We start from the raw sequence: 21,037 nt of genomic DNA, 5'->3' as shown, positions 1-21,037 counted from the left end.
CTGTGGGTGGTTGCAATTCCTTTTTAGTATAGCGTATTAAAGTGTGACAGTCAAGACGAAACGAGGAGGAGAGACAAGTGGCACGATGGCCCATAGACCGGGACGGGATGCGCATGGTGGCCGCGGGAATGCTCATGGGGCTGGCTACCCTGCTGGTATTTCCCCTGTTGGCCCTGGGACAGGCTGGGGGTGGAGAGGCGGTGGCTACCCTGCCTCCGGAGGGAGTGGTGTCGGATGCGCCCCCGGCGGAAACCCAGCAGCCCAAGACCTGGGATCAGAGCCAGACCCTGCGGGTGCTGGTGGGGGAGGGACAGGTGGAGGAGATGACCATGGAGGAGTATCTGTGGCGGGTGGTGGCAGCGGAGATGCCCGCCTCCTTTGAGCCTCAGGCCCTGCGGGCCCAGGCGGTGTGCGCCCGCACCTATTCCCTGTGGAAGATGGGGGCCAACACCCACCAGGAGCAGGGGGCGGACATCTGCACGGACTTTGGGTGCTGTCAGGCGTACATAGACCCCCAGAAGGCCGCTGAAAACTGGGGGGACAACGCCCAGAGCAACACAGAGAAAATTGCCCAGGCGGTGTCCGACACCGCCGGGCAGGTGATGACCTACGACGGGAAGCCCATTCAGGCGGTGTTTTTCTCCTCCTCCACCGCAGAGACCGAGGATGCCCAGGCGGTGTGGGGCAACAGTCTGCCCTATCTGGTGTCGGTGTCCAGCCCCGAGGGGGAGGAGGTGCCCAACTACTACTCCACCGTCACCCTGACCCGGGAGGAGGTGGAGAAGCTGGTGAAGGAGGCCTATCCCGACGCCGATCTGTCCGGGGACCCGGCGGGGTGGCTGTCCGGGATGACTCTCACCGCCTCGGGGCGGGTGGCCACCATGAAGGTGGGGGGCGTGGAGCTGTCCGGCGGTGCGGTGCGCACCCTCTTTTCCCTGCGCTCGGCCTGCTTCCAGGTGACGTACCAGAACGACACCTTCACCTTCTCCGTGACCGGGTACGGCCACGGCGTGGGCATGAGCCAGTATGGGGCCAACGCCATGGCAGCTGAGGGCAGCGGCTGGCAGGACATCCTCAAGCACTATTACACGGGAGTGGAGATAGAAATGAAGAGTGGAGAATGAAGAATTGTGGTGTGATGCCAAAGCGGCACAGATTTCAAAAACGCCCCGGCTATGCGCCGGGGCGTTGGTGTGTAGCTTATGAGGGCAAAACCACCCACAGGATCAGCAGCAGGGCCAAAAAGGCCAGATTGAGGGCGGTGAACTGGGCCAGATAGGCCCCTTTTTTCTGGGGAAAGGCCCGGGCGATGTACTTGTAGGAGATGAGGCTGGCCATGGAGGCAATGAGGGTGCCCAGCCCGCCCAGGTTCACCCCCAACAGCAGCCCAGATCCGTTTTCCGTAAAGCCGGAGAGGAGCAGGGCGGCGGGGACATTGGAGATCACCTGACTGGCCACCACCCCACACAGCACCTCGTGACCCTGGATCAGGGACTGAAATAGGGAGGTGAGGGCGGGGATGCGACCCAGATTACCCACAAAGATGAAAAAGCCCACAAAGGTGGCCAGCAGAGCGTAGTCCACATGGAGCAGCACCTTCCAATCAGCTGCCAGCATCACCACCACCACCAGAGGGCACAGCACATACAGGGGCACCACCTGGGCCACCCCTCCCAGACACAGGGCAAACAGCACGCCGTAGCCAGCCACCCGCACCCCGGACAGAGGGGGAATCTCTCCGGAGACGAAGGGAACCGCCAGGGAGTGGCTGGGCCGCACCAGCAGAAAGACCGCCAACAGCACCAGACAGGCCAGGGCATAGGGGAACACCGTGGCGAAAAATGCAACCAAGTCCATGTGATAGCGGGAATAGAGATAGAGGTTCTGGGGATTTCCGATGGGAGTGGCCATGCTGCCCAGATTGGCGGCAATGGTCTGCATCACCACCACGGGGATGACCCGCTGGGTCTGTCCCGCCAGGGAGAGCACCTCCAGGGCGAAGGGGACGAAAGTGATGAGGGCCACGTCGTTGGTCACTGCCATGCTCACAAAGAAGGGCAGCAGGATGAGCACTCCCTCCAGCTGTCGGGTGGTTTGGGTGCGCTCCAGCATGGCCCGGCCCAGGCGAAAGAACAGCCCCTGCCGTTGCAGGCCCGCCATCACCGCCATCAGGGAGAACAGCATTCCCAGGGTGTGTACATCCACATAGTCTTTATAGCCCGCATCCGGGGGGACCATTACGGCGGTGACCAGGGCCAGCAACCATGCCACCACCAGCACCGTTTCCCCACGAAGCCATTGCAAGATTCGTTTCACGTTTTTCCACGCTCCTTTTTGCGTCAGATATGGTAGCACAGGCAGGACAAAAATGCAATATTTTCCAGGAGGAAAAGAGAAAAAACAGAAAAATTCTGTCACAGATTGCAAAAGATTGTGTAAAGTGGTAGAGTGTGGACAGGACCATAACAGGAAGAGAGGGATGGGAAATGGCATCTCCAAGACGTCTGGCCCCCAAGAAGCCGGGAATGGTATCAAAACTGAAGAATATACCCCGCCCAAAGCTCTCTTTGCCCAGGGTTTCCCTGCCTCATGTGTCCCTTCCACAGGTGCCGTTGCCCAAGGCCACTCCGCCCACCATGGCACGCCACCGAGGCAGGCGGGTGAAAGGCTCCCCGCTGATTTCAGCGGTAAGTTTGCCGCTGATGCTGCTCTACCACGAGTTGTTGCTGCGGCTGTTTGACAGGGAAATCTCCTTTTTTACCCCTGCTCTGGTTCTCGTCGTGGTGTTTTCCCTGGCAGCGGGATTGGCGGCATTTTTGCTGCTGGACCTGATTCCCCACCGCAAGACGGCCCGCATTGTGGGCGGTGTGCTGGTGGCGGCGTGGACCGTGTTTACCTGTGTGGAATACTGCTGTAAGAGCTTTTTCAAGATTTATTTCGGCCTGGGCTACATACAGGGCATGGCGGGCCAGGTGGTGGGGGACTTCAGCGGCACCATGGTGGAGGTGGTGCTGGCCCGCATTCCCTTTATCCTCCTGGCGTTGCTCCCCCTGGCCGTCTATGTGTGGCTGTGTCCGGTGATTTTCCACGAAAAGGGGCAGCGTGCCCCGGTGCGTGGAATGCTGGCGGTGCTCATGGTGGTGTTTCAGCTGGTAGGCGTGTTTGCCGCCCGGATTGGCGGGGCCAAGAACTACTATACCTACGACTTTTCGGTGAATGCCTCCATTCCTCATTTTGGCCTGGTCACCACCCTGCGCCTGGAGTTGAGCTATGCCGTCACCGGTATTCCCCAGGCGCCTTTGGATCAGCTGCTCCCCGACGATCCCCTGCCCAGCGCTACGGTGGCCCCCACCGCTGACCCCACAGGCACCGATGCGCCCGAGATTCCCACCGGGGACAACGTGCTGGACATCGACTTTGAGGGCCTGGCGGCGGGGGAGAGTGACGAGACCCTCAAGGCCATGCACCAATTCTTTGCCGCCAAGAGTCCCACCAATAAAAATGAGTACACCGGGTATTTTAAGGGGAAAAACCTGATTTTGATTACTGCCGAGGCATTCTGCCCCTATGTCATTGACCAAAAGCTCACCCCAACCCTGTACCGGCTGGCCAACCAGGGATTTGTGTTTGAAAATTACTACCAGCCCGACTGGACCCAATCCACCACCGGGGGGGAGTTTGCGGTGATGACCGGGCTCATCCCTACCTGGGTGGGGGGAAGCAACCTGTCCTTCCGGGTCAGTGCCAACAACGATATGCCCATCGCCCTGGGCTGGCAGTTCCAGAAGCTAGGCTATCACACCCTGGCCTACCACAACAATACCTACACCTACTATGGCCGCAACGAGACCCACCCCAACCTGGGGTATGAATACCACGGCCTTGGAAACGGCCTGGAGCTGAAAAGCAACCTGTGGCCCTGCTCCGATTTGGAGATGATGGAGGCCACAGTAGATGGGTATATCCAGGACTATGTGGAAAACGGAACCCCCTTCCACACCTACTACATGACAGTGAGCGGACACTGCAACTACGACTGGACGGGCAACGCCATGTCCCGGAAAAATAAGGACATCATCCAGAACCTGTACCCCGATGCCTCAGAACAGGTCCAGGCCTATCTGGCCTGCAACCTGGAGCTGGAGTACGCCATGGAGTACCTGGTGGAGCAGTTGGAGGCGGCTGGGATTGCCGACGACACGGTGATCGCCCTCACCGCCGACCACTACCCCTATGCCCTGGTGGAGGGGGATCAGGACTACTACAATGAGCTGGCGGGCACCAACGACACGGAGCGGGACACCTCCCGCTACCGCAACAGCTTCATCCTGTGGAGCGGGTGCATGGAGGAGCCGGTGGTGGTGGACACCCCCTGTTCAGCCATCGACGTGGTGCCCACCCTGTCCAACCTGTTCGGGCTGGAGTACGACTCCCGGCTCTACTCCGGCCGGGACATCTTCGCCACCAACTACCAGGAAAACCAGTATTCCAGCAATATGCCCCTGGTGGTGTTTGCCAACAAGGGCTATGGCAGCAGCTGGATCACCGATGCCGGCACCTATGAGGCATCCACCAAGACCTTCACCCCACGGGAGGGCGTGACGGTGGACGAGAACTACGTCAGCCAGGTCAGCCGCCTGGTCAGCGCCAAGTACACCTACGCCAAGCTGGTCATTGAGCGGGATTATTATTCTCTGGTTTGGCCCAAAAGTGCGTAAAACAACCCCCCTCCGGCCCAGGCCGGAGGGGGGTTCAGACTGTAAAAAACACAAAAGTCATATGCCTTTTCCAACGAGTTAGTTTCCGCAGGCGATGACCAAAGCCCGGGAGCGGTTGGAGATATCCAGGTCGGTGTACTCCCCGCCAAACTCCCCGTCCACCGTCCAGGCCAGGGGCTGGGGGCTGACGAAGTGGGCCTGCTTGCAGGTAAAGCCCACCACACTGCCGTCCTCGGGCAGCTTCTGGGTGGTGAGGGCGGTGAGGATGGACTGCCAGTCCTTGGCGGTCCTGGGGGTACGGATGAGCAGAGCCTCAAACTGCCCGTCGTCCAGGCACACCAGGTCTCGGGGCAGATTCACCAGTCCGCCAATGGACACGGTGTTGGAAACCATGCCGTAGATGAACTCCCCCTCTATGTCCAGCCCCTGGTCGGTGGTGACATGGACGTGGTAGCTGGGGAAGTTCACCAACCGCCCTGCCCCCTCCAGCACATAGGCCAGGTGGCCCAGCAGGTTTTTGGATGCCTGGGGTGTGGAGTAGGACACGTCGGTAAACAGGCCGAAGGCGGCGATGTAGAGGAACTGACGCTGGGCCAACTGTCCCACGTCAATGGCCCGGGGCACGCCGCCGCAGGCCACACGGGCCAGGGCTTGGGTGGAGCGGGGCAGATTGATGTTGCGGGAGAAGTCGTTGGTGGTGCCTGCCGGAATATACCCTAAAATGGGCCGGGCCTGCTGGGGCAGGGTGAGCAGCCCCTGTACCGTCTCGTTGAGGGTGCCGTCCCCACCACTGCACACCACCCGGTCATACCCGGCAGCGGAGTCTGCCACCACCTGGGTGGCATCCCCACGGCTCAGGGTGGGACGAATGGTGATCTCATATCCTTCCTGGGCGAACACCGTGAGAATCTCAGACAACATGGTCTTCACCCGCTGCCGCCCCGCTGTGGGGTTGTATATAAAGAGCAGCCGTTTCATGCCAGCACCCTCCTCCAAGCTATTTCACATAAGTATACCCAAAAGTAAAGGAAGAAACAAGGCAAAAAGTGTGAACACTGCTCTTGTCAAAGCCTCTGCACTTTCGTATAATACAGTACAAAAGAATTTACCCAAGGAAGTGACCCCCAATGAACCGGAAAACCTTAGCTGCCGCCTTTCCCTATACTATACCGGTGCTCATGGGCTATCTGTCCATTGGCATCGTCTTCGGATGGATGATGTCGGCGGCGGGATATGTACCGCTGTGGTCGGCCCTGATGTCCATGACCATCTACGCTGGCAGCGGGCAGTACCTGGGGGTCAGTCTGTTGTCCACGGCGGCGCCTCTGGCAGATGTGGCGCTGCTCACCCTCATCATCAATTTCCGACACCTGGTGTATGGCCTGTCCATGCTGGAGAAATTCCGGGGTATGGGGTGGCGAAAGGGGTACATGATGTTCTCCCTCACCGACGAGACCTATGCCCTGCTGGCAGGGGTGGAGCCACCGGCGGGGGTGGAAGGCCGGGACTTCTACTTTGCCATTGCCCTGCTGGACCAGCTGTACTGGATCGCCGGGTCGGTGATCGGGGCGGTGGCGGGAGCCCTCATCACCATCAACACCGAGGGCATCGACTTTGCCATGACTGCCCTGTTCTTGGTCATTGCCGTGGAGCAGTGGCGGGGAGCCTCCCGCCACCTGCCGGTTTTCCTGGGGGCTGGGGGGACGCTGCTGTGTCTGCTGGTGATGGGGTCGGAGAATGGGCAGTTTCTCATCCCCGCCCTGGGCATTTTGGTGGCGGGGCTGCTGCTGCTGCGCCCCTATTTGGACAGAGAGGAGGAAAAAGCATGAGCGTTGCCCACACGGCTGCCGCCATTGGGGTGATGGCGGTGGTGACCTTTCTCACCCGAGCGCTGCCCTTTTTCCTCTTTGATCGGGGGGACAAGCCCCCCCGGGTGGTGCTCTACCTGGGCAAATACCTGCCCGCCGGGGTCATTGCCATGCTCATTGTGTACTGCCTGAAGTCGGTACGCTTCTCCTCGGCTGGGCAGTGGCTGCCCGCTCTACTGGCCTGCGCTGCCGTGGTGGGGCTCCATTTGTGGAAGCGCAACAATATGCTGTCCATCATGGGGGGCACCATCTTTTACATGGTGCTGGTGCAGGCGGTATTTTGAGTATTCTGGAAAATACGAAATTTCAATTTATTTTCCCGCCTGGGGGCGGGAAAACTCTGCCGAGGGCTTTGATTGCTTGGACAGTATAAACGCTGGGGTCTCGCATCTGCGTGACCCCAGCGTTTTTGAGACGCCCTTATTTAGATTGAAACAGATCCGCAATGGTACGGGCAAAGAGCCGCCCGGCGGTAGTGGCCTCTTGCAGGGTGTTGCCGTGGCTGCCGATCTCCACCAGCAGACACCCAGTGGAGTAGTGCTGGTTGAAGCGGGAGGTGCGCAGAGCGATGGGCCGGGCCAGGGTAGACCACTTATCTGCCAGGGCCTTCTGAATGGCGGTGGCCAGGGACAGATTGACCCGCCAGTTGGGGTGGGTCTGGCCCTGAGAGTCGGTGCCCATGACCATCATCACCTGGGCGCAGTTGTCCACCGTACCTGCCACAGTCTTGTAAATGGTGCCGTCGTTTGCCACCAGGGCATCCCGATGTACGTCGATGACCAGACGAATGGAGGGGTATTTGTCCAGCGTCTCCTTCACCGCCTGGGAGGAGCGATTGTAGGCTTCGTTGTAGTCCGGGTAGTCGTAGAGGGTGGTGTCGTGGATGACCTCCAGCCCTGCCTCCTCCAGAATTTTGGTCATCTCGGTGCCGATGCGCACCATGTTCTGCTCTGTGTTCAGGGTGCGGTGGTTGTCGGTCTCCTCATACATGTCGGTGCCGTCCATGGTATAGGCCTCGGTGGCGTGGGAATGATAGATGAGAACATCCGGGCCGTCCTCGGCTGGGGTGAGCTGGGGGGCTGCCTCCAGCAGGGCTTTTACATCCAGGGGGTAGTCGGTATAGTTGCGGATGCTCACGTTGTCATAGGTGGCATAGACCGGGGAATTGCTGGCCTTCAAGGTGCTGGGGATGATGCCGTCCGGGGCGGTGGTGGTCTGGGGCGGTGTTTCATCCTTCTCCTCCTCCACGGTCTCCGGCTCCGGGGTGGCGGTGGGAGCGGGTACGGCGGTGGCCTGAGCGGCGCCGGAGAGCAGGGAAGACTGACCCAGGATCACCTGCTCCCACACAGGCAGGGAGCTCTGGGTGTCCCAGGGCAGCTCAAAATCCAATAGGGCAGAGGTCAGCTGGTCCAGTTGGGCCAGCTGTTTGAGCTTTTGTAGGGCCAGGGCGGGATCTGCGGTGAGGTAGATGATCCACAGGGCCACAGCTGTCAGAAAAAGGGCGATGCCCTGCCGCATACCACGCAGCAGGGGGGCTCTTGTCCGATTCTTTTGCATAGCATTCACCTCTCCACCAGCTTATGCCCCGGAATGGGGGGTTAGAACCCGTGGGGCAGTGGTTGCAATTTTCCCCGGTTTGGGATATGATATTTCCCGATGTATGGAAAAGAAGGAGGCTGTTTTCCATGAAAGACGGCTTGATTTGTGTGGCTGCCGGCACTCCCTCCATCCGAGTGGGAGACTGTGCCCATAACGGGGCGGAAATTGTCCGCCTCATGGAGGAGGCCCAGGAGCAGGGTGTGAAAATCCTGGTGCTGCCTGAGCTGTGCCTCACCGGGTACACCTGCGGCGACCTGTTTTTGCAGGATAAGCTGCTGGATGGGGCTTTGGAGGCCCTGCGCAGTGTGATGCAGGCCACCCAGCACCTGGAGGTGCTCACCGCCATCGGTATGCCCCTGCGTGCTGGCGGGAAGCTCTATAACTGCGCCGTGGTCATCCAGTACGGCCAGGTGGTGACGGTGGTGCCCAAGACCCACATCCCCAACTACGGGGAATTTTACGAGCAGCGGTGGTTCACCTCCGGGGAAGGGCTGTTTTTCGACCACAGCTTTTTGGTGCGCCTGCCCCACCTGGAGGACGGGTGGCAGGAGATGTACGGGGCCTCTCCCCTCATTGAGTGCCCTGACGTGCCGGGTCTGCGCATTGGCGTGGAGCTGTGCGAGGATTTGTGGGTGTCCGATCCCCCCTCCCGCACCCTGGCAGAGTACGGGGCTACGGTGATTTTGAACCTGTCCGCCAGCAACGAGATCGTGGGCAAGAGCGACTACCGCCGCAATCTGGTGGTGGGCCAGTCCGGGCGGCTGTGCTGCGGCTATGTGTACGCCGACGCCGGGGAAGGGGAGTCCACCACCGATTTGGTGTTCTCCGGCCACAACATGATTGCGGAAAATGGCACCCTGCTGGCCGAGCGTCGGTTTGAAACGGGGCTGACCGTCTCCCAGCTGGACATTGGGCGACTGTGCCACGAGCGGCAGCGGCTGACCACCTTCCAAAGCCGCCACCCGGAGGGGTGGGCGGAGGTGCGCTTCACCCCTGTGGACACCAAGCTCACCCGGCCCATCTCTCCCACCCCCTTTGTGCCCCAGGATGAGGCAGGGCGGGCAGAGCGGTGCCAGGAGATTCTCACTCTGGCGGCGCTGGGGCTGGCCAAGCGGTTGGAGCACACCCACGCTGCCACCGCCGTGGTGGGGCTGTCCGGCGGACTGGACTCCACCCTGGCTCTCTTAATCACCGCCCGGGCCTTCGACCTGCTGGGCCGGGCTAAGCGGGATATTCTGGCCATCACCATGCCCTGCTTTGGCACCACCGCCCGCACCCGCTCCAATGCGGAGATTCTGGCGGGGGAACTGGGCACCGGATTTGAGGAAGTGAACATCGGGGCAGCGGTGCGTCAGCACTTTGCCGACATTGGTCAGGCTATGGAGGATCACTCGGTGACCTTTGAAAACGGACAGGCCCGGGAGCGCACCCAGGTGCTCATGGACATCGCCAACCGCACCGGGGGCCTGGTCATCGGCACCGGGGACTTGTCCGAGCTGGCTCTGGGCTGGGCCACCTACAACGGGGATCACATGTCCATGTACGCCGTCAATGCCTCCATTCCCAAGACCCTGGTGCGCCACCTGGTGGACTATGTGGCCCGGGAGAAGGGGGGCAAGCTGGGTGAGGTGCTCCAGGATATTTTGGACACCCCTGTCTCCCCCGAGCTGCTCCCGCCCAAGGATGGGGAGATTGCCCAGAAGACCGAGGACCTGGTAGGCCCCTATGAGCTCCACGACTTCTTCCTCTACTATGCCATTCGCTGGGGCTTCTCCCCCCGGAAGGTGTTCCGTCTGGCCCTTTATGCCCTGGGAGATCGGTATGACAAGCAGACCCTCCACCGCTGGCTGGGCAACTTCTACCGCCGTTTCTTCGCCCAGCAGTTCAAACGCTCCTGCCTGCCCGACGGGCCCAAGGTGGGCTCTGTCACCCTCTCTCCCCGGGGGGACTGGCGGATGCCCAGCGATGCTGTGGCCCGGCTGTGGCTGGAGGAATGGGAGGATTTGGCGTGAAACGATACCTGGAGCTGTTTTTCACTTTCGCCAAAATCGGCGTGTGTACCTTTGGCGGCGGCTATGCCATGCTCCCCATTTTGCAGCGGGAGCTGGTGGAAAACAAGGGCTGGGCCACTGACCAGGAGCTGGCGGACTACTACGCTGTGGGCCAGTGCACCCCAGGGGTCATTGCGGTGAATACCGCCACCTTTGTGGGCTATAACCGCTTGGGTTGGCTGGGCGGCGTGGTGGCAACCCTGGGTGTGGTGTTTCCCTGCCTGGTGATTATCATGGCAATCGCCGCCTTTTTGAGTAACTATATGCACATTCAGTGGGTGATTCACGCCTTTAATGGTGTTCGGGCGGGTGTGGTGGCCCTCATTTTGTCCAGCGTGCTCAAGCTGCTGAAAACCTCCCTGGTGGACTGGAAGACCCGGCTCATCTATGTGGTGGTGTTGGCCCTGGGTGCTGTGGGGGTCTGGGCCCCCCTGCCCGGCGGCGCCCTGGGCCAGGTGGCTGGGGTGCTGTGCTCCCCGGTGTTCCTGGTGGTGGTGTCCGGCCTGGTGGGCCTGGCCATTTACCGGGAGAAGGGAGGGGAGAAGGCATGATCTACCTGCGCCTCTTCTACGAGTTTTTTAAGGTGGGACTGTTCTCTGTGGGCGGCGGCCTGGCCACCATTCCCTTCCTCACCGACCTGGGTCAGCGCACCGGGTGGTTCACCTCAGGCCAGCTGGCGGATATGATTGCCATCTCCGAGTCCACCCCCGGCCCCCTGGGGGTGAATATGTCCACCTATGTGGGCTTCAACACCGGCGGCTTCCTGGGCGGCGTGGTGTCCACCCTGGGCCTGGTGGCCCCCTCCATCCTGGTCATTCTCCTCATTGCCCGGATTCTCCACCAGTTCCGCCAGTCCCGGGCGGTGGGCGCCATCTTCTACGGGCTGCGGGCGGCCTCGGTGGCCCTCATCACCGTGGCACTGCTCCAGGTGGCGGTGATTGCCCTGGCCAAGCCCGGCAGCCCCATGGGGGTGCACTGGCTGGGGGTGGCACTGGCTGCGGTGGTGTTTGTGCTCATGGGGTACACCCCCGCCAAAAAGCTCCACCCCATTGTGTTCATCGCCTTTTCTGCGGTGGTGGGCATTGTCTTTCAAATGTAACATATCCCGCTGCATCGAAAGGGTGCAGCGGGATATTTTCATGCCAAGGCTCCCAGGGCGAGAAACACCAGAGATAACACCAGTAAAATAACCAGCAGCTTCCAGATAAACCTCAAAAACGCCCCGTAGGGCACATGGCCCAAGGCCAGAGCGCCCATGACCACCGCACTGGTGGGGGTGACCAGGTTCACCAGTCCCGAGGCAGTCTGAAAGGCGGTGATGACCACCTCCCGGCCCACCCCTGCAAAGTCTGCCAGGGGTGCCATGATGGGCATGGACAGGGTGGCCAGTCCCGAGGAGGAGGGAATCAGGAAGGACAGGGGCAGGTACAATAGGAAGGTGAGCAGGGTGAAGCTCACCGCACTGGTATCCATCAGGGCCTGCTCTCCCCAGTAGAGCACCGTAGCGGTGATCTGTCCGGCATTCATCAGCACCGTAATTCCCCGGGAGATGCCGATGATGAAGGCCACACCCAGAAGGTCGGCAGCACCATGGACGAAGGCTCCCACCGTCTCCTCCTCTCCCAGTCCACAGCACACACCTGTGAGAATGGAGGCGGCCAGAAACAGGGCAGACAGCTCAGGGAACCACCAGCCCAGGGCGGGCAGGGGCAGACCCATCTCGTCAAAGGGGATGACGGCGTAGATCATCACCACAAAGGTGAGGGCAAAGAGAATGAGGGCCAAGGTCTGCACCCAGGTCAGCTTTACCCCCTCCTGCCGGTGGGCGGCAAAGCGGGCGGTGTACTCCGCCCGGCGGTGGGCCATCAGGGAGGACTCCGGGTGGGCCTTCACCCGGGCGGCATAGCGCATGACAAAGTAAATGGATGCCGCCAGCATCACCACCAGCATCATCACCCGCAGCAGCATCCCGGTACCCAGGGACACCCCGGCAAATCCGGCGGCAATGCCGGTGGCAAAGGGATTGACGGTGGAGGCCAGAGTGCCTACCCCCGCCCCCACCAAAATCACCGCCACAGCGGTGATGGGGTCGTACCCGGCGGAGATGAAAATGGGGAGCACCAGGGGATAAAAGGCGATGGTCTCCTCCGCCATGCCAAAGGTGGTGCCCCCCAGGGCGAACACGGTCATCAAAATGGGGATGAGCAGGGTTTCCTTGCCTTTGAGTTTGCCCACCAGGGCGGAGATGCCCCGGTCAATGGCCCCTGTCTTGCCCACCACCCCCAGAAAGCCACCCACCATGAGGATGAAGGCGGCGATGTCGATGCCCTCATACAGCCCCTCCAGGGGGGCGGTGAATACGGAAGTGATGGGCTGCCCCTGTTGGGGGATCTGCTCATAGGTGCCTGCCACCGGCTCCCCTGACGCCCCCGTCTGGTAGCGTCCGGCGGGGATGGCCCAGGTCAGCAGAGTCACCGCCAGCAGCAGGAAAAAGAGAATGGTGTAGGCAGTGGGCATACGAAAGGATTTCATAGTGTACCTCCTTGTGCCCCGTCAGGGGCACACGTTTTCCCTCTTTCCTCTCCCCTTGGAAGAGGTGGCAGCCCGCAGGGCTGACGGAGAGGGTATTCTTCTCCAATTTCTCAGCCGCAAACTTGCGCGCCTGGTGAGGACGCTCCGCTGGGGTCCATTTTGAGTGGCCAAAATGGACGAAAAGCCACTTAGGGGCCTTTCCCCTAAGAACCCCGCTTTGGGTACGAGGTTGGAACTGCGTCAAGTCTATGTTCGGCCCGTCACCCTTGCTGTGGCTTCTGTTTGTGCCACTATATCAGGCTTTCTTGGCAGCTGGCCCTATGGCTGGGTGGTTTTCAAGTCCGGGCCTACTCCGGTGGTGCGGTGTTGCCACCGCCGGAAGCCAGTCTATCGGCAGCTGGGAACAGCTGCTGCACCGGGGTGAGGCCCTGGGAAGTAGAAGAAACAGCAGACACCAGAAGGAAGCAGTCCCCACAGAGTTTTTGCACGATCTATGTGACACCGCCAATCCAAGGGCCGAAAGGAGAGGGACGCAGACGCAGCCAAGTACCCCGGCGGGGTGGATTCCACAAGGAGGGGAAGGCCCCTCCTTTGGCAATTCTTTCCCCAATTTCTCCACGCTGAGAAATTGGGCCCAGCGGAGCGTCCCACCAGGCTGGCAAGCCTAATACAGCCACATGGGAACGGTCAATCCCTCAGTCAGCCTAGCGGCCGACAGCGCCCCCAGAGGGGAAGCCAAGAGTGGGCCGTCAAGCGGTCACCCGGGTCCCGCACTTCCCCGCCAGGGCATCCAGACCCTTGTCCAGGCTGGTGATGATGGCACGGCGTCCGGGAGCGGAGCGGGCGAACTGAATGGCCGCTTTCACCTTGGGCAGCATGGAGCCCTCCCCAAAGTGGCCCTGGTGGGCGTACTGCTCCAGCAAATCTGCCTTGATCTCCCCCAGGTTTTCCTGTTGGGGAGTGCCAAAGTGAATGGCCACAGCGGGCACTTCTGTGAGGATCATCAACACATCTGCCTCCATCTCAATGCCCAGACGGCAGGCGGCCAAGTCCTTGTCGATGACGGCGGCCACCCCTTCCAGATGTCCGTCTGCCCCCTCCACCACCGGCACACCGCCGCCCCCGCAGGCCACGGTGATGGTGGTGTTCCAAAGGGTTTTCATGGTGCCGATCTCCACAATGCGCTGGGGCTGGGGGGAGGGAACCACCCGGCGGTAGCCCCGATCCCCGTCTTGCTTCATGTGATAGCCCCGCTCCCGGGTGAGGGCTTCCGCCTGCTCCTGGGAGTAAAAGGGGCCAATGGGCTTGGTGGGGTGGGAAAAGGCGGGGTCGTCAGGGTCCACCACCACCTGGGTCACCACCGTCACCACAGGGATTTGCTTGCCTTTGGAGCGCAGGGCGGCGGTGAGGGTCTGCTGGATGTGGTAGCCGATATACCCCTGACTCATGGCCCCGCACACGTCGAAGGGCATGGGGGGCGTGACCTGGGCCGCCGTCTCACTGGCCAGAAGGATGCGCCCCACCTGGGGGCCGTTGCCGTGGACGATGGCCAGCTCATATCCGGACAGGGACAGCTGGGAGAGCTGCTGGGCGGTGCGCTGGAGCACCTGGTGTTGGGATTGGGCGGTGGGGGGAAGCTGCTTATCCTCCAGAGCGTTGCCTCCCAGAGCCACCACCACTTTGGTGGCCCCCCTCATAGGGTGGCCACCAGGATGGCACGGATGGCGTGCATCCGGTTCTCCGCCTCGTCAAACACCACCGAGTGGCGGGAGCGGAACACCTCGTCGGTGACCTCCCGGATGTCCACCCCCTTGTCCATCCACTCCTTGGCCAGCTTGGTCTGGAAGTCGTGGAAGGAGGGGAGGCAGTGCATGAAGATCACCTCCGGGTTGCCGGTGGCGGCCAGCATGGTGTGGTCGATGCGGTAGGGGGTGAGCAGCTTGGCCCGCTGGGGAATCAAATCCTCCTCCCCCATGGAGGCCCAGATGTCGGAGTAGAGCACGTCCGCCCCCTTCAAGGCATTGGGGTCACAGGTCAAGGTGATATTGGCTCCGGAAATGGCCCCTTCCTGCTTGCAGGCCTCCAAAATGGTCTTGTCCGCCCCGTCAATGAGCTCCTGAGGGCCGTAGCCCACAAAATCCACCCCCATCTTGCAGCAGCCGAACATCCAGGCGTAGCACATATTGTTGCGCACGTCTCCCACAAACACCACTTTGCAGTCCTTGAGGGGCTTATTCACATGCTCCTCCATGGTCATCATATCGGCGATGATCTGGGTGGGGTGGTCCAAATCGGTGAGGCCGTTGTACACCGGCACTCCGGCATGTTTGGCCAGGGTCTCCACAATGGCCTGGTCGTAGCCTCGGTACTCGATGCCGTCAAAGAATCGGCCCAGTACCTTGGCGGTGTCCTCCATGGACTCTTTCTTGCCCATCTGGGAGGAGCCGGGGTCCAGATAGGTGACCCGTCCCCCCTCCTCCGCCATGGCCACCTCGAAGGAACAGCGGGTGCGGGTGGAGGTCTTTTCAAACAGCAGCACGATGTGCTTGCCCTTCAAAGCCTCCCCGTGCAGCCCCATCTGCCGCTTGGCCTTGAGAGCGTGGCCCAGATCCAGCAGGTGTCGGATCTCCTGGGCGTTGAGATCCATGAGGGTGAGGAAGGATTTGCCTTTCATGTTCACTGCCATAACTGTTGGTCTCCTTTGAAGAAAGTTAGATTGCGCCCCGCACCAGGGGCATGGTCATGCACCGGGGGCCGCCCCGGCCCCGGGACAGCTCGCTGCTGGGGATGGTGAGCACCTCAATGCCGGCCTCTTCCATCACCCGGTTGGTGACATGGTTGCGGGAGTAGGCCACCACCCGGCCTGGTGAGAGACAGAAGGTGTTAGAGCCGTCGTTCCACTGCTCCCGGGCGGCGTCGATCACCGACCCGCCGCCGCACTTGATGAGGGTGACAGAGTCCAGCTTCAGATGCTCTCTGAGAATGTTCTCCAGGCTGTCCTCCTCCTCGGTGATGGTCAGGTGGTGCCCATCCTCCAGCTCCAGGACAAACAGGCGCAGGTGGGAGGAGATGCCCGGGTGCATGGTGAATTTGTCCACATCCACCATGGTGAATACGGTGTCCAGGTGCATAAAGGCCCGGTTTTTGGGAATGTCGAAGGCCAGAACCTGGGAGAATCCAACTTCGGGGGATAAAAGCCGCTTGGCCAGCTGCTCGATGGCCCAGGGCTGGGTACGCTGGGAGATGCCAATGGCCACCACCTGGGGGGAGAGCACCAGAATGTCCCCTCCCTCCATGGAGCTTTCCGCATCCCGGTCATAGTACACCGGGGTGTCGTGGTACAGGGGATGGTGGGCAAAGATATATTTGGCAAAGAGGGTCTCCCGCCGCCGGGTGACGGTGTGCATGTGGTGGATGGTCACCCCGTGGCCAATGGCGGCGAAGGGGTCACGGGTAAAGTACAGGTTGGGAATGGGGTCTAAGACAAAGGGGTAGTCGTTGGCCAGGTAATCGGTGAGGTTTTTCCGCCCGTATCCATGCACCTGGGACTTGCGAAGCCCGGCCATCATGGCTGAGACCATGTTGTGGGTGGACATGGACAGAAAATGCTCTGCGATCATGGCGCAGCGCTTTTCCCCCCGCACCCCGGCCTCTCGAATATACTCCGAGACAAATTGCTCTTTGACCGCCGGGTCGGTGAGGGATTCCGAGACCAGGTCGGTGAGATACACCACCTCCACGCCGTTGTCCCGCAGCAGCTGACAAAAGGCGTCGTGCTCCTCCTGAGCGATTTTCAGATAGGGAATGTCGTCAAAGAGCAGACGCTCCAGGTATTCGGGCATCAGGTTTTCCAGTTCTCCCCCAGGGCGGTGGAGCAGGACCCGCCTCAAGGGCCCAATCTCGCTTTGAATGTCAATGGCCGGCTGACCCATGCAATCACTCCTTTGGTATCACTTGCATGGTTACTCTGCCCCCAAGGGAGAAAAAATATGCAAAAAAAGTGTGGGCTGCACAGTGGCAGCCCACACTTGGGGGAAATATCTTATTTGCTTGCCCAGTTTCCGGTGGCGGAGGCGGTGAGGTAGGCGTTGATGAAGCCGTCCAAATCGCCGTCCATCACGGCGTTGATGTTGGATGTCTCGAAGGCGGTGCGGTTGTCCTTCACCAGCTGGTAGGGCATGAACACGTAGGAGCGGATCTGGCTGCCCCACTCGATTTTCAGCTGTACGCCCTTGATGTCAGAGATCTTGTCCAGGTGCTCCTGCTCCTTGATCTGGATGAGCTTGGAGCGCAGCATCTTCATACAGGTCTCCCGGTTTTGCAGCTGGCTTCGCTCGGTCTGGCAGGCCACCACCAGGCCGGAAGGCTTGTGGATCAGTCGCACAGCAGAGGAGGTCTTGTTCACGTGCTGGCCGCCGGCGCCGGAGGCACGGTAGACCTGCATCTCAATATCCTCGGGGCGGATCTCCACCTCTACGCTGTCGTCAATTTCCGGGGTGACCTCCACAGCGGCAAAGGAGGTCTGACGGCGGGCGTTGGCGTCAAAGGGGGAGACACGCACTAAGCGGTGCACGCCGTGCTCGCTCTTCAAGTAGCCGTAGGCGTTCTCGCCGTCAATGCGGATGGTGGCGGACTTGATGCCCGCCTCGTCCCCGTCCTGATAGTCCAGGATGGAGTAGGTAAAGCCGTGGCGCTCGGCCCAGCGGGTGTACATGCGGTAGAGCATCTGGGCCCAGTCCTGGGCCTCGGTGCCGCCGGCACCGGCCTGGAGGGAGACAATGGCGGGGGAGGGGTCATACTCGCCGGAGAGGAGGGTGGCCAGCCGGGCCTCCTCCATGTTGCGGATGAGGCCCTCATAGCCCTCTTCCACCTCGGGCACCAGAGATTCGTCCTCCTCCTCGTTGCCCATCTCGCACATCACCATCAGGTCGTCCCAGGTGGACAGGCGCTTGGCCTGGGCATTGATCTTGCCCTCCAGGTGGCTGATGCGCTGCTGGATCTTCCGGGCCTTCTCCACGTTGTCCCAGAATCCATCGGAGGCGGACTCGGCCTGGAGCATATCCAGCTCCCGCTCAGCACTCTCCAGATCCAGGGCCTGGCCCAGCTCCTCCAGCTCGGGCTTGAGATTGTTGAGTTTTACTTTGTATTCGTCAAATTGCAGCATTCTCGTTCATCCTTTAACCGGCCCATGGCCATAATATATCCCATATATTATATAGAAAGGCGGATGGGTTGTAAAGGGGGGATATTCCCGTCAAAAAGATGATTTTTCACCCTCAACGCTGGCTGACGATTGGCCCAGCCTGGCCCGTAAAGATCAGATCGTCCACGTCGGGAGTGGGGGTGGTGGATTTCGGGGGTGTGCTTTGCAAGAACATGGTATATCGCTCCGTTTCTATGAAATTCTATGGGAGAATGGGCGTTCCTTGCCGCCACACTCCCCCGTATACCATGTAGTATATGCAAAGGAGGGTGAAAAGTTGCGTGAAACTTGGGGAAAGGGAAAAAGAAACCCGGCGGTGCACAGATGCACCGCCGGGTGGAACGGATGGTCCCTTATTCCGCAGAAATCATATAGTAGTACACGGGCTGACCGCCGCTGAGCAGGGTGATTTCGGCGTTGGGGCACAGACGCTGGAACAGCTCCAAGGCCTTGCCGGCGGACTCCTCGTCCACATCCTCGCCGTAGAAGATGTTGATAAATTCGGCCGTTTGCTGGGTTTCAGCCTGAGCCAGGTTCTCCAGCAGCTCCTCCATGGACTGAGCGGTGCCAAACAGCTGCCCGTCGCTGAGGGCCATATAGTCGCCCTCTTTGATGGCAAAGCCGTCAAAGTCAGAGTTGCGGGCGGCATAGGTCACCTCGCTGGTGTGCACGTGGCCCATAGCCTCGGTCATGGCGTTGACGTTGTCCTCCGTCGGACCCTCGGGGTCCATCACCAGCAGAGCGGAAATGCCCTGGGGCACGGTGCGGGTGGGGATGACCACCACTTCTTTGCCTTCAATGAGGCCCACGCACTGCTGGGCGGCCATGATGATGTTCTTGTTGTTGGGCAGAACAAATACCACCTCGGCAGGGGTACGGGCGATCTCCCGCAGGATGTCCTCGGTGGAGGGGTTCATGGTCTGACCGCCGGAGATGATGCCGTCCACGCCCAGGTCACGGAACACGGAGGCCAGGCCACCGCCGGCGCACACAGCCACCACGCCGTACTTCTTCTCCGCAGGGGCCACAGCGGGCTCCTCCTGGACTTCCTCCAGGATCTCGGTGTGCTGCTCCCGCATGTTCTCGATCTTCACGGTGAGCAGAGCGCCGTAGGTCAGAGCCTCTTCCAGCACTCGGCCGGGGTGGTTGGTGTGGACGTGAACCTTGATGATCTCGTCGTCGTCCACCAGCACCAGGCTGTCACCCATGCCATTGAGGAAGGAGCGCAGCAGGTCGGGGTCCTTGGTGTTGTCCCGGGAGCAGATGAACTCGGTGCAGTAGCCGAAGGTGATATCCCCGGTCTCAAAGGAGGCGAAGTCCGCCTTGTCCTTGGCCTGGGGAGCCTCGTCGGCATCCCCCTGGGGAGCGGCGATGCCCCGCATCTCGTCCAGCATGCCCTGGAGGATGATGAGGAAGCCCTTGCCGCCGGCATCCACCACACCGGCCTTTTTCAGCACGGGGTTTTGGTTGATGGTCTCAGCCAGAGCCTCCTGGCCCTGGGCAATGGCAGCCTCCAGCACGTGCTCGGCGCTGTTTTGCTCCTGGGCAGCCTCCATGGCGGCCTTGGCAGCCAGGCGGGAGACGGTGAGGATGGTGCCCTCAGCGGGCTTCATCACGGCCTTGTAGGCGGCGGACACGCCCTCGTTGAGGGCGGCAGCCAGGGCCGCACCGTCGGCGGTGTCATGCTCCTTCAGACCCTTGGACACGCCACGGAACAGCAGGGAGAGAATGACGCCGGAGTTGCCGCGGGCGCCCCGCAGCAGAGCGGAGGCGTTGGTGGCGGCAGCCTGAGCCACGGTGGCGGCAGGCTTCTTCTTGGCCTCAGCGGCGGCGGTGCCAATGGTCAGGGACATATTGGTGCCGGTGTCGCCGTCGGGCACGGGGAATACGTTGAGCTCGTTGATGCTCTGTTTCTGGGCATTGATGGAGGCGGCAGCATGGATCACCATGCGTTGAAACAATGCGCCGTCAATGATGTCGATCATAGTTCAGCAAATTCCTTTCTATCAGCTCTGGCCGTTAGCCAATGACCATGGAGTCTACGCACACGGACACACTGCGTACCTCAACACCGGTCAGGCGGTTGACGTTGTACTTGACTTCGCTTTGGATGGAGCGGCTCACAGCCACCAGGTTCACACCGTTATCTACAATGATGTGCAGCTCGATGGACACAGAGTCATCCTCGTGATAGACCAGCTTGACGCCCTTGGACATGGACTCACGGCGGAGCAGATGCACCAGACCGTCGGTCTTGGAGCGGAAGGCCATACCCTTCACGCCATAGCAGCTGGTGGCCACAGCACCGGTGATGTTGCTGAATACTTCGCTGGCAATGCGGATGCGGCCCTGTTCAGTTTGTATCTTCATGGAACCCTTCCTTTCTGTGGTAAGAGTGGAGTTGCGGGATGAAACATAATACCTTTAGTTTATACATTGTATTCCATTTGGAGGGAAAAAACAAGTGGAGTTTTTCGCTGAGGGCCGGTGAAAGAATGGAAAAATCCATAGATTTTTGCCACTTTGTGGTGCAAAGCGTGGAAAACCAAAGAGGTTGTACGAAAGGAACAGGGGGCATGTGTGAAATTTTTTCAAATCCCATTGTATTTTTTGCGCAAATCGTGTACACTATGACGTACCGAGACATACAAGGAGGGACTGAAAAATGAAAGTCATCCGCTTGATCCTCAAGGCAGCTGCTGTGGCCATGGCTGTGAGCGCCGTGGTATGCCTGGTGATGGCCTACTGGGACAAAATCGTGGACACCTTCTACGCCATTGCTGACAAGGTGGAGGAGAAGAAGGCAAATTGTTGCTTCTGTTCCTCCGAGTACGACGACTACGAGGACGTGGAGCTGTAAAAGAGCACACAAAAAGGGCCGCTGGATTCCAGGCAGCCCTCCAAACAGAGAGAGTCCCCTGGCTTCCATCACGGAAGCCAGGGGACTCTCTTTGTATAAAAGGATGTGTCGCAAAACGTAAGTTTTGTGGCACATCCTTTTTTACTCTCAACAGCAAAAACGAATCCAGTATGTGGAACTTCCGCAGCGTTTTGGGCATGCAAAAG

The 21,037-nt window shown here is 60.4% G+C and carries 19 protein-coding genes; 8 read left to right on the top strand and 11 right to left on the bottom strand.

What is annotated here, in order from left to right; all coding sequences use genetic code 11:
• Positions 1-77: 77 nt before the first annotated feature.
• Entirely contained in the window at positions 78-1,124 is a 1,047-nt protein-coding gene (spoIID, locus tag H9X86_RS07945) for a stage II sporulation protein D (RefSeq protein WP_346011450.1), read from the top strand.
• A gap of 76 nt (positions 1,125-1,200) precedes the next feature.
• On the opposite strand, the gene H9X86_RS07940 is transcribed toward spoIID, so the two are convergent.
• Positions 1,201-2,316: an SLC13 family permease gene (locus tag H9X86_RS07940; RefSeq protein ID WP_346011449.1), complete on the bottom strand. Its 1,116-nt coding sequence runs from the start codon at positions 2,314-2,316 to the stop codon at positions 1,201-1,203.
• 170 nt (positions 2,317-2,486) lie between these two features.
• Here H9X86_RS07940 and H9X86_RS07935 point away from each other — a divergent pair, with 170 nt between their 5' ends.
• Positions 2,487-4,718 (top strand): LTA synthase family protein, encoded by a 2,232-nt coding sequence (locus H9X86_RS07935; protein ID WP_204901003.1) that lies wholly within the window; start codon positions 2,487-2,489, stop codon positions 4,716-4,718.
• 78 nt (positions 4,719-4,796) lie between these two features.
• Here the strand turns inward: H9X86_RS07935 and H9X86_RS07930 are convergent, their stop codons facing one another.
• Positions 4,797-5,696 carry a diacylglycerol/lipid kinase family protein gene (locus H9X86_RS07930; RefSeq protein WP_204901002.1) on the bottom strand — a complete coding sequence of 300 codons (900 nt, stop codon included), beginning with the start codon at positions 5,694-5,696 and terminating at the stop codon, positions 4,797-4,799.
• A gap of 149 nt (positions 5,697-5,845) precedes the next feature.
• Between H9X86_RS07930 and H9X86_RS07925 the strand changes: the two genes are divergently transcribed.
• A complete protein-coding gene (locus tag H9X86_RS07925) occupies positions 5,846-6,547 on the top strand; it encodes an AzlC family ABC transporter permease (protein ID WP_204901001.1) in 702 nt (233 codons plus the stop codon).
• A complete protein-coding gene (locus H9X86_RS07920; RefSeq protein ID WP_204901000.1) occupies positions 6,544-6,870 on the top strand; it encodes a branched-chain amino acid transport AzlD family protein in 327 nt (108 codons plus the stop codon). The genes H9X86_RS07925 and H9X86_RS07920 overlap by 4 nt, the downstream gene beginning before the upstream one ends.
• Positions 6,871-7,006: 136 nt before the next feature.
• Here H9X86_RS07920 and spoIIP read toward each other — a convergent pair whose 3' ends face one another.
• Positions 7,007-8,143 (bottom strand): stage II sporulation protein P, encoded by a 1,137-nt coding sequence (spoIIP, locus tag H9X86_RS07915; protein ID WP_204900999.1) that lies wholly within the window; start codon positions 8,141-8,143, stop codon positions 7,007-7,009.
• 128 nt (positions 8,144-8,271) lie between these two features.
• Here spoIIP and H9X86_RS07910 point away from each other — a divergent pair, with 128 nt between their 5' ends.
• From H9X86_RS07910 to H9X86_RS07900, 3 genes are read left to right on the top strand one after another with little or no spacing between them, the layout of a single operon-like run.
• Positions 8,272-10,197, top strand: coding sequence for an NAD(+) synthase (locus H9X86_RS07910; protein WP_204900998.1), 1,926 nt, complete (start codon positions 8,272-8,274; stop codon positions 10,195-10,197).
• On the top strand, positions 10,194-10,787 hold the full coding sequence (locus H9X86_RS07905; protein WP_204900997.1) for a chromate transporter: 594 nt from the start codon (positions 10,194-10,196) through the stop codon (positions 10,785-10,787). Before H9X86_RS07910 ends, H9X86_RS07905 begins: the two co-directional genes overlap by 4 nt.
• Positions 10,784-11,335 carry a chromate transporter gene (locus H9X86_RS07900; protein WP_204900996.1) on the top strand — a complete coding sequence of 184 codons (552 nt, stop codon included), beginning with the start codon at positions 10,784-10,786 and terminating at the stop codon, positions 11,333-11,335. Before H9X86_RS07905 ends, H9X86_RS07900 begins: the two co-directional genes overlap by 4 nt.
• Before the next feature lie 38 nt (positions 11,336-11,373).
• On the opposite strand, the gene H9X86_RS07895 is transcribed toward H9X86_RS07900, so the two are convergent.
• The 8 genes from H9X86_RS07895 to H9X86_RS07860 form a co-directional block, all read right to left on the bottom strand.
• Complete coding sequence (locus H9X86_RS07895; protein ID WP_204900995.1) at positions 11,374-12,768, bottom strand: YfcC family protein; 1,395 nt, start codon at positions 12,766-12,768, stop codon at positions 11,374-11,376.
• Between the two features lie 347 nt (positions 12,769-13,115).
• Complete coding sequence (locus H9X86_RS07890; RefSeq protein ID WP_204900994.1) at positions 13,116-13,256, bottom strand: hypothetical protein; 141 nt, start codon at positions 13,254-13,256, stop codon at positions 13,116-13,118.
• A 261-nt stretch (positions 13,257-13,517) separates the two neighbouring features.
• Entirely contained in the window at positions 13,518-14,465 is a 948-nt protein-coding gene (gene arcC / locus H9X86_RS07885) for a carbamate kinase (RefSeq protein WP_204900993.1), read from the bottom strand.
• Positions 14,462-15,454: an ornithine carbamoyltransferase gene (gene argF / locus H9X86_RS07880; RefSeq protein WP_204900992.1), complete on the bottom strand. Its 993-nt coding sequence runs from the start codon at positions 15,452-15,454 to the stop codon at positions 14,462-14,464. The genes arcC and argF overlap by 4 nt, the downstream gene beginning before the upstream one ends.
• A 25-nt stretch (positions 15,455-15,479) precedes the next feature.
• Positions 15,480-16,700, bottom strand: coding sequence for an arginine deiminase (gene arcA / locus H9X86_RS07875; RefSeq protein ID WP_204900991.1), 1,221 nt, complete (start codon positions 16,698-16,700; stop codon positions 15,480-15,482).
• Between the two features lie 110 nt (positions 16,701-16,810).
• The gene (prfB, locus tag H9X86_RS07870; RefSeq protein ID WP_204900990.1) at positions 16,811-17,932 is read right to left on the bottom strand and encodes a peptide chain release factor 2; all 1,122 of its coding nucleotides are present in this window, start codon (positions 17,930-17,932) and stop codon (positions 16,811-16,813) included.
• Between the two features lie 392 nt (positions 17,933-18,324).
• Positions 18,325-19,956: a fatty acid kinase ATP-binding subunit FakA gene (gene fakA / locus H9X86_RS07865; protein ID WP_204900989.1), complete on the bottom strand. Its 1,632-nt coding sequence runs from the start codon at positions 19,954-19,956 to the stop codon at positions 18,325-18,327.
• A gap of 34 nt (positions 19,957-19,990) precedes the next feature.
• Positions 19,991-20,341, bottom strand: coding sequence for an Asp23/Gls24 family envelope stress response protein (locus H9X86_RS07860; protein ID WP_204900988.1), 351 nt, complete (start codon positions 20,339-20,341; stop codon positions 19,991-19,993).
• Positions 20,342-20,636: 295 nt separating this feature from the next.
• Between H9X86_RS07860 and H9X86_RS07855 the strand changes: the two genes are divergently transcribed.
• Positions 20,637-20,831, top strand: coding sequence for a hypothetical protein (locus H9X86_RS07855; RefSeq protein WP_204900987.1), 195 nt, complete (start codon positions 20,637-20,639; stop codon positions 20,829-20,831).
• The last annotated feature ends 206 nt before the right edge of the window (positions 20,832-21,037 follow it).

It is taken from the genome of Pseudoflavonifractor capillosus (genome assembly GCF_016902575.1).
In the GTDB taxonomy this organism is placed as follows: domain Bacteria; phylum Bacillota; class Clostridia; order Oscillospirales; family Oscillospiraceae; genus Enterenecus; species Enterenecus capillosus_A.
This window is presented reverse-complemented; position numbering and strand designations above follow the sequence as displayed.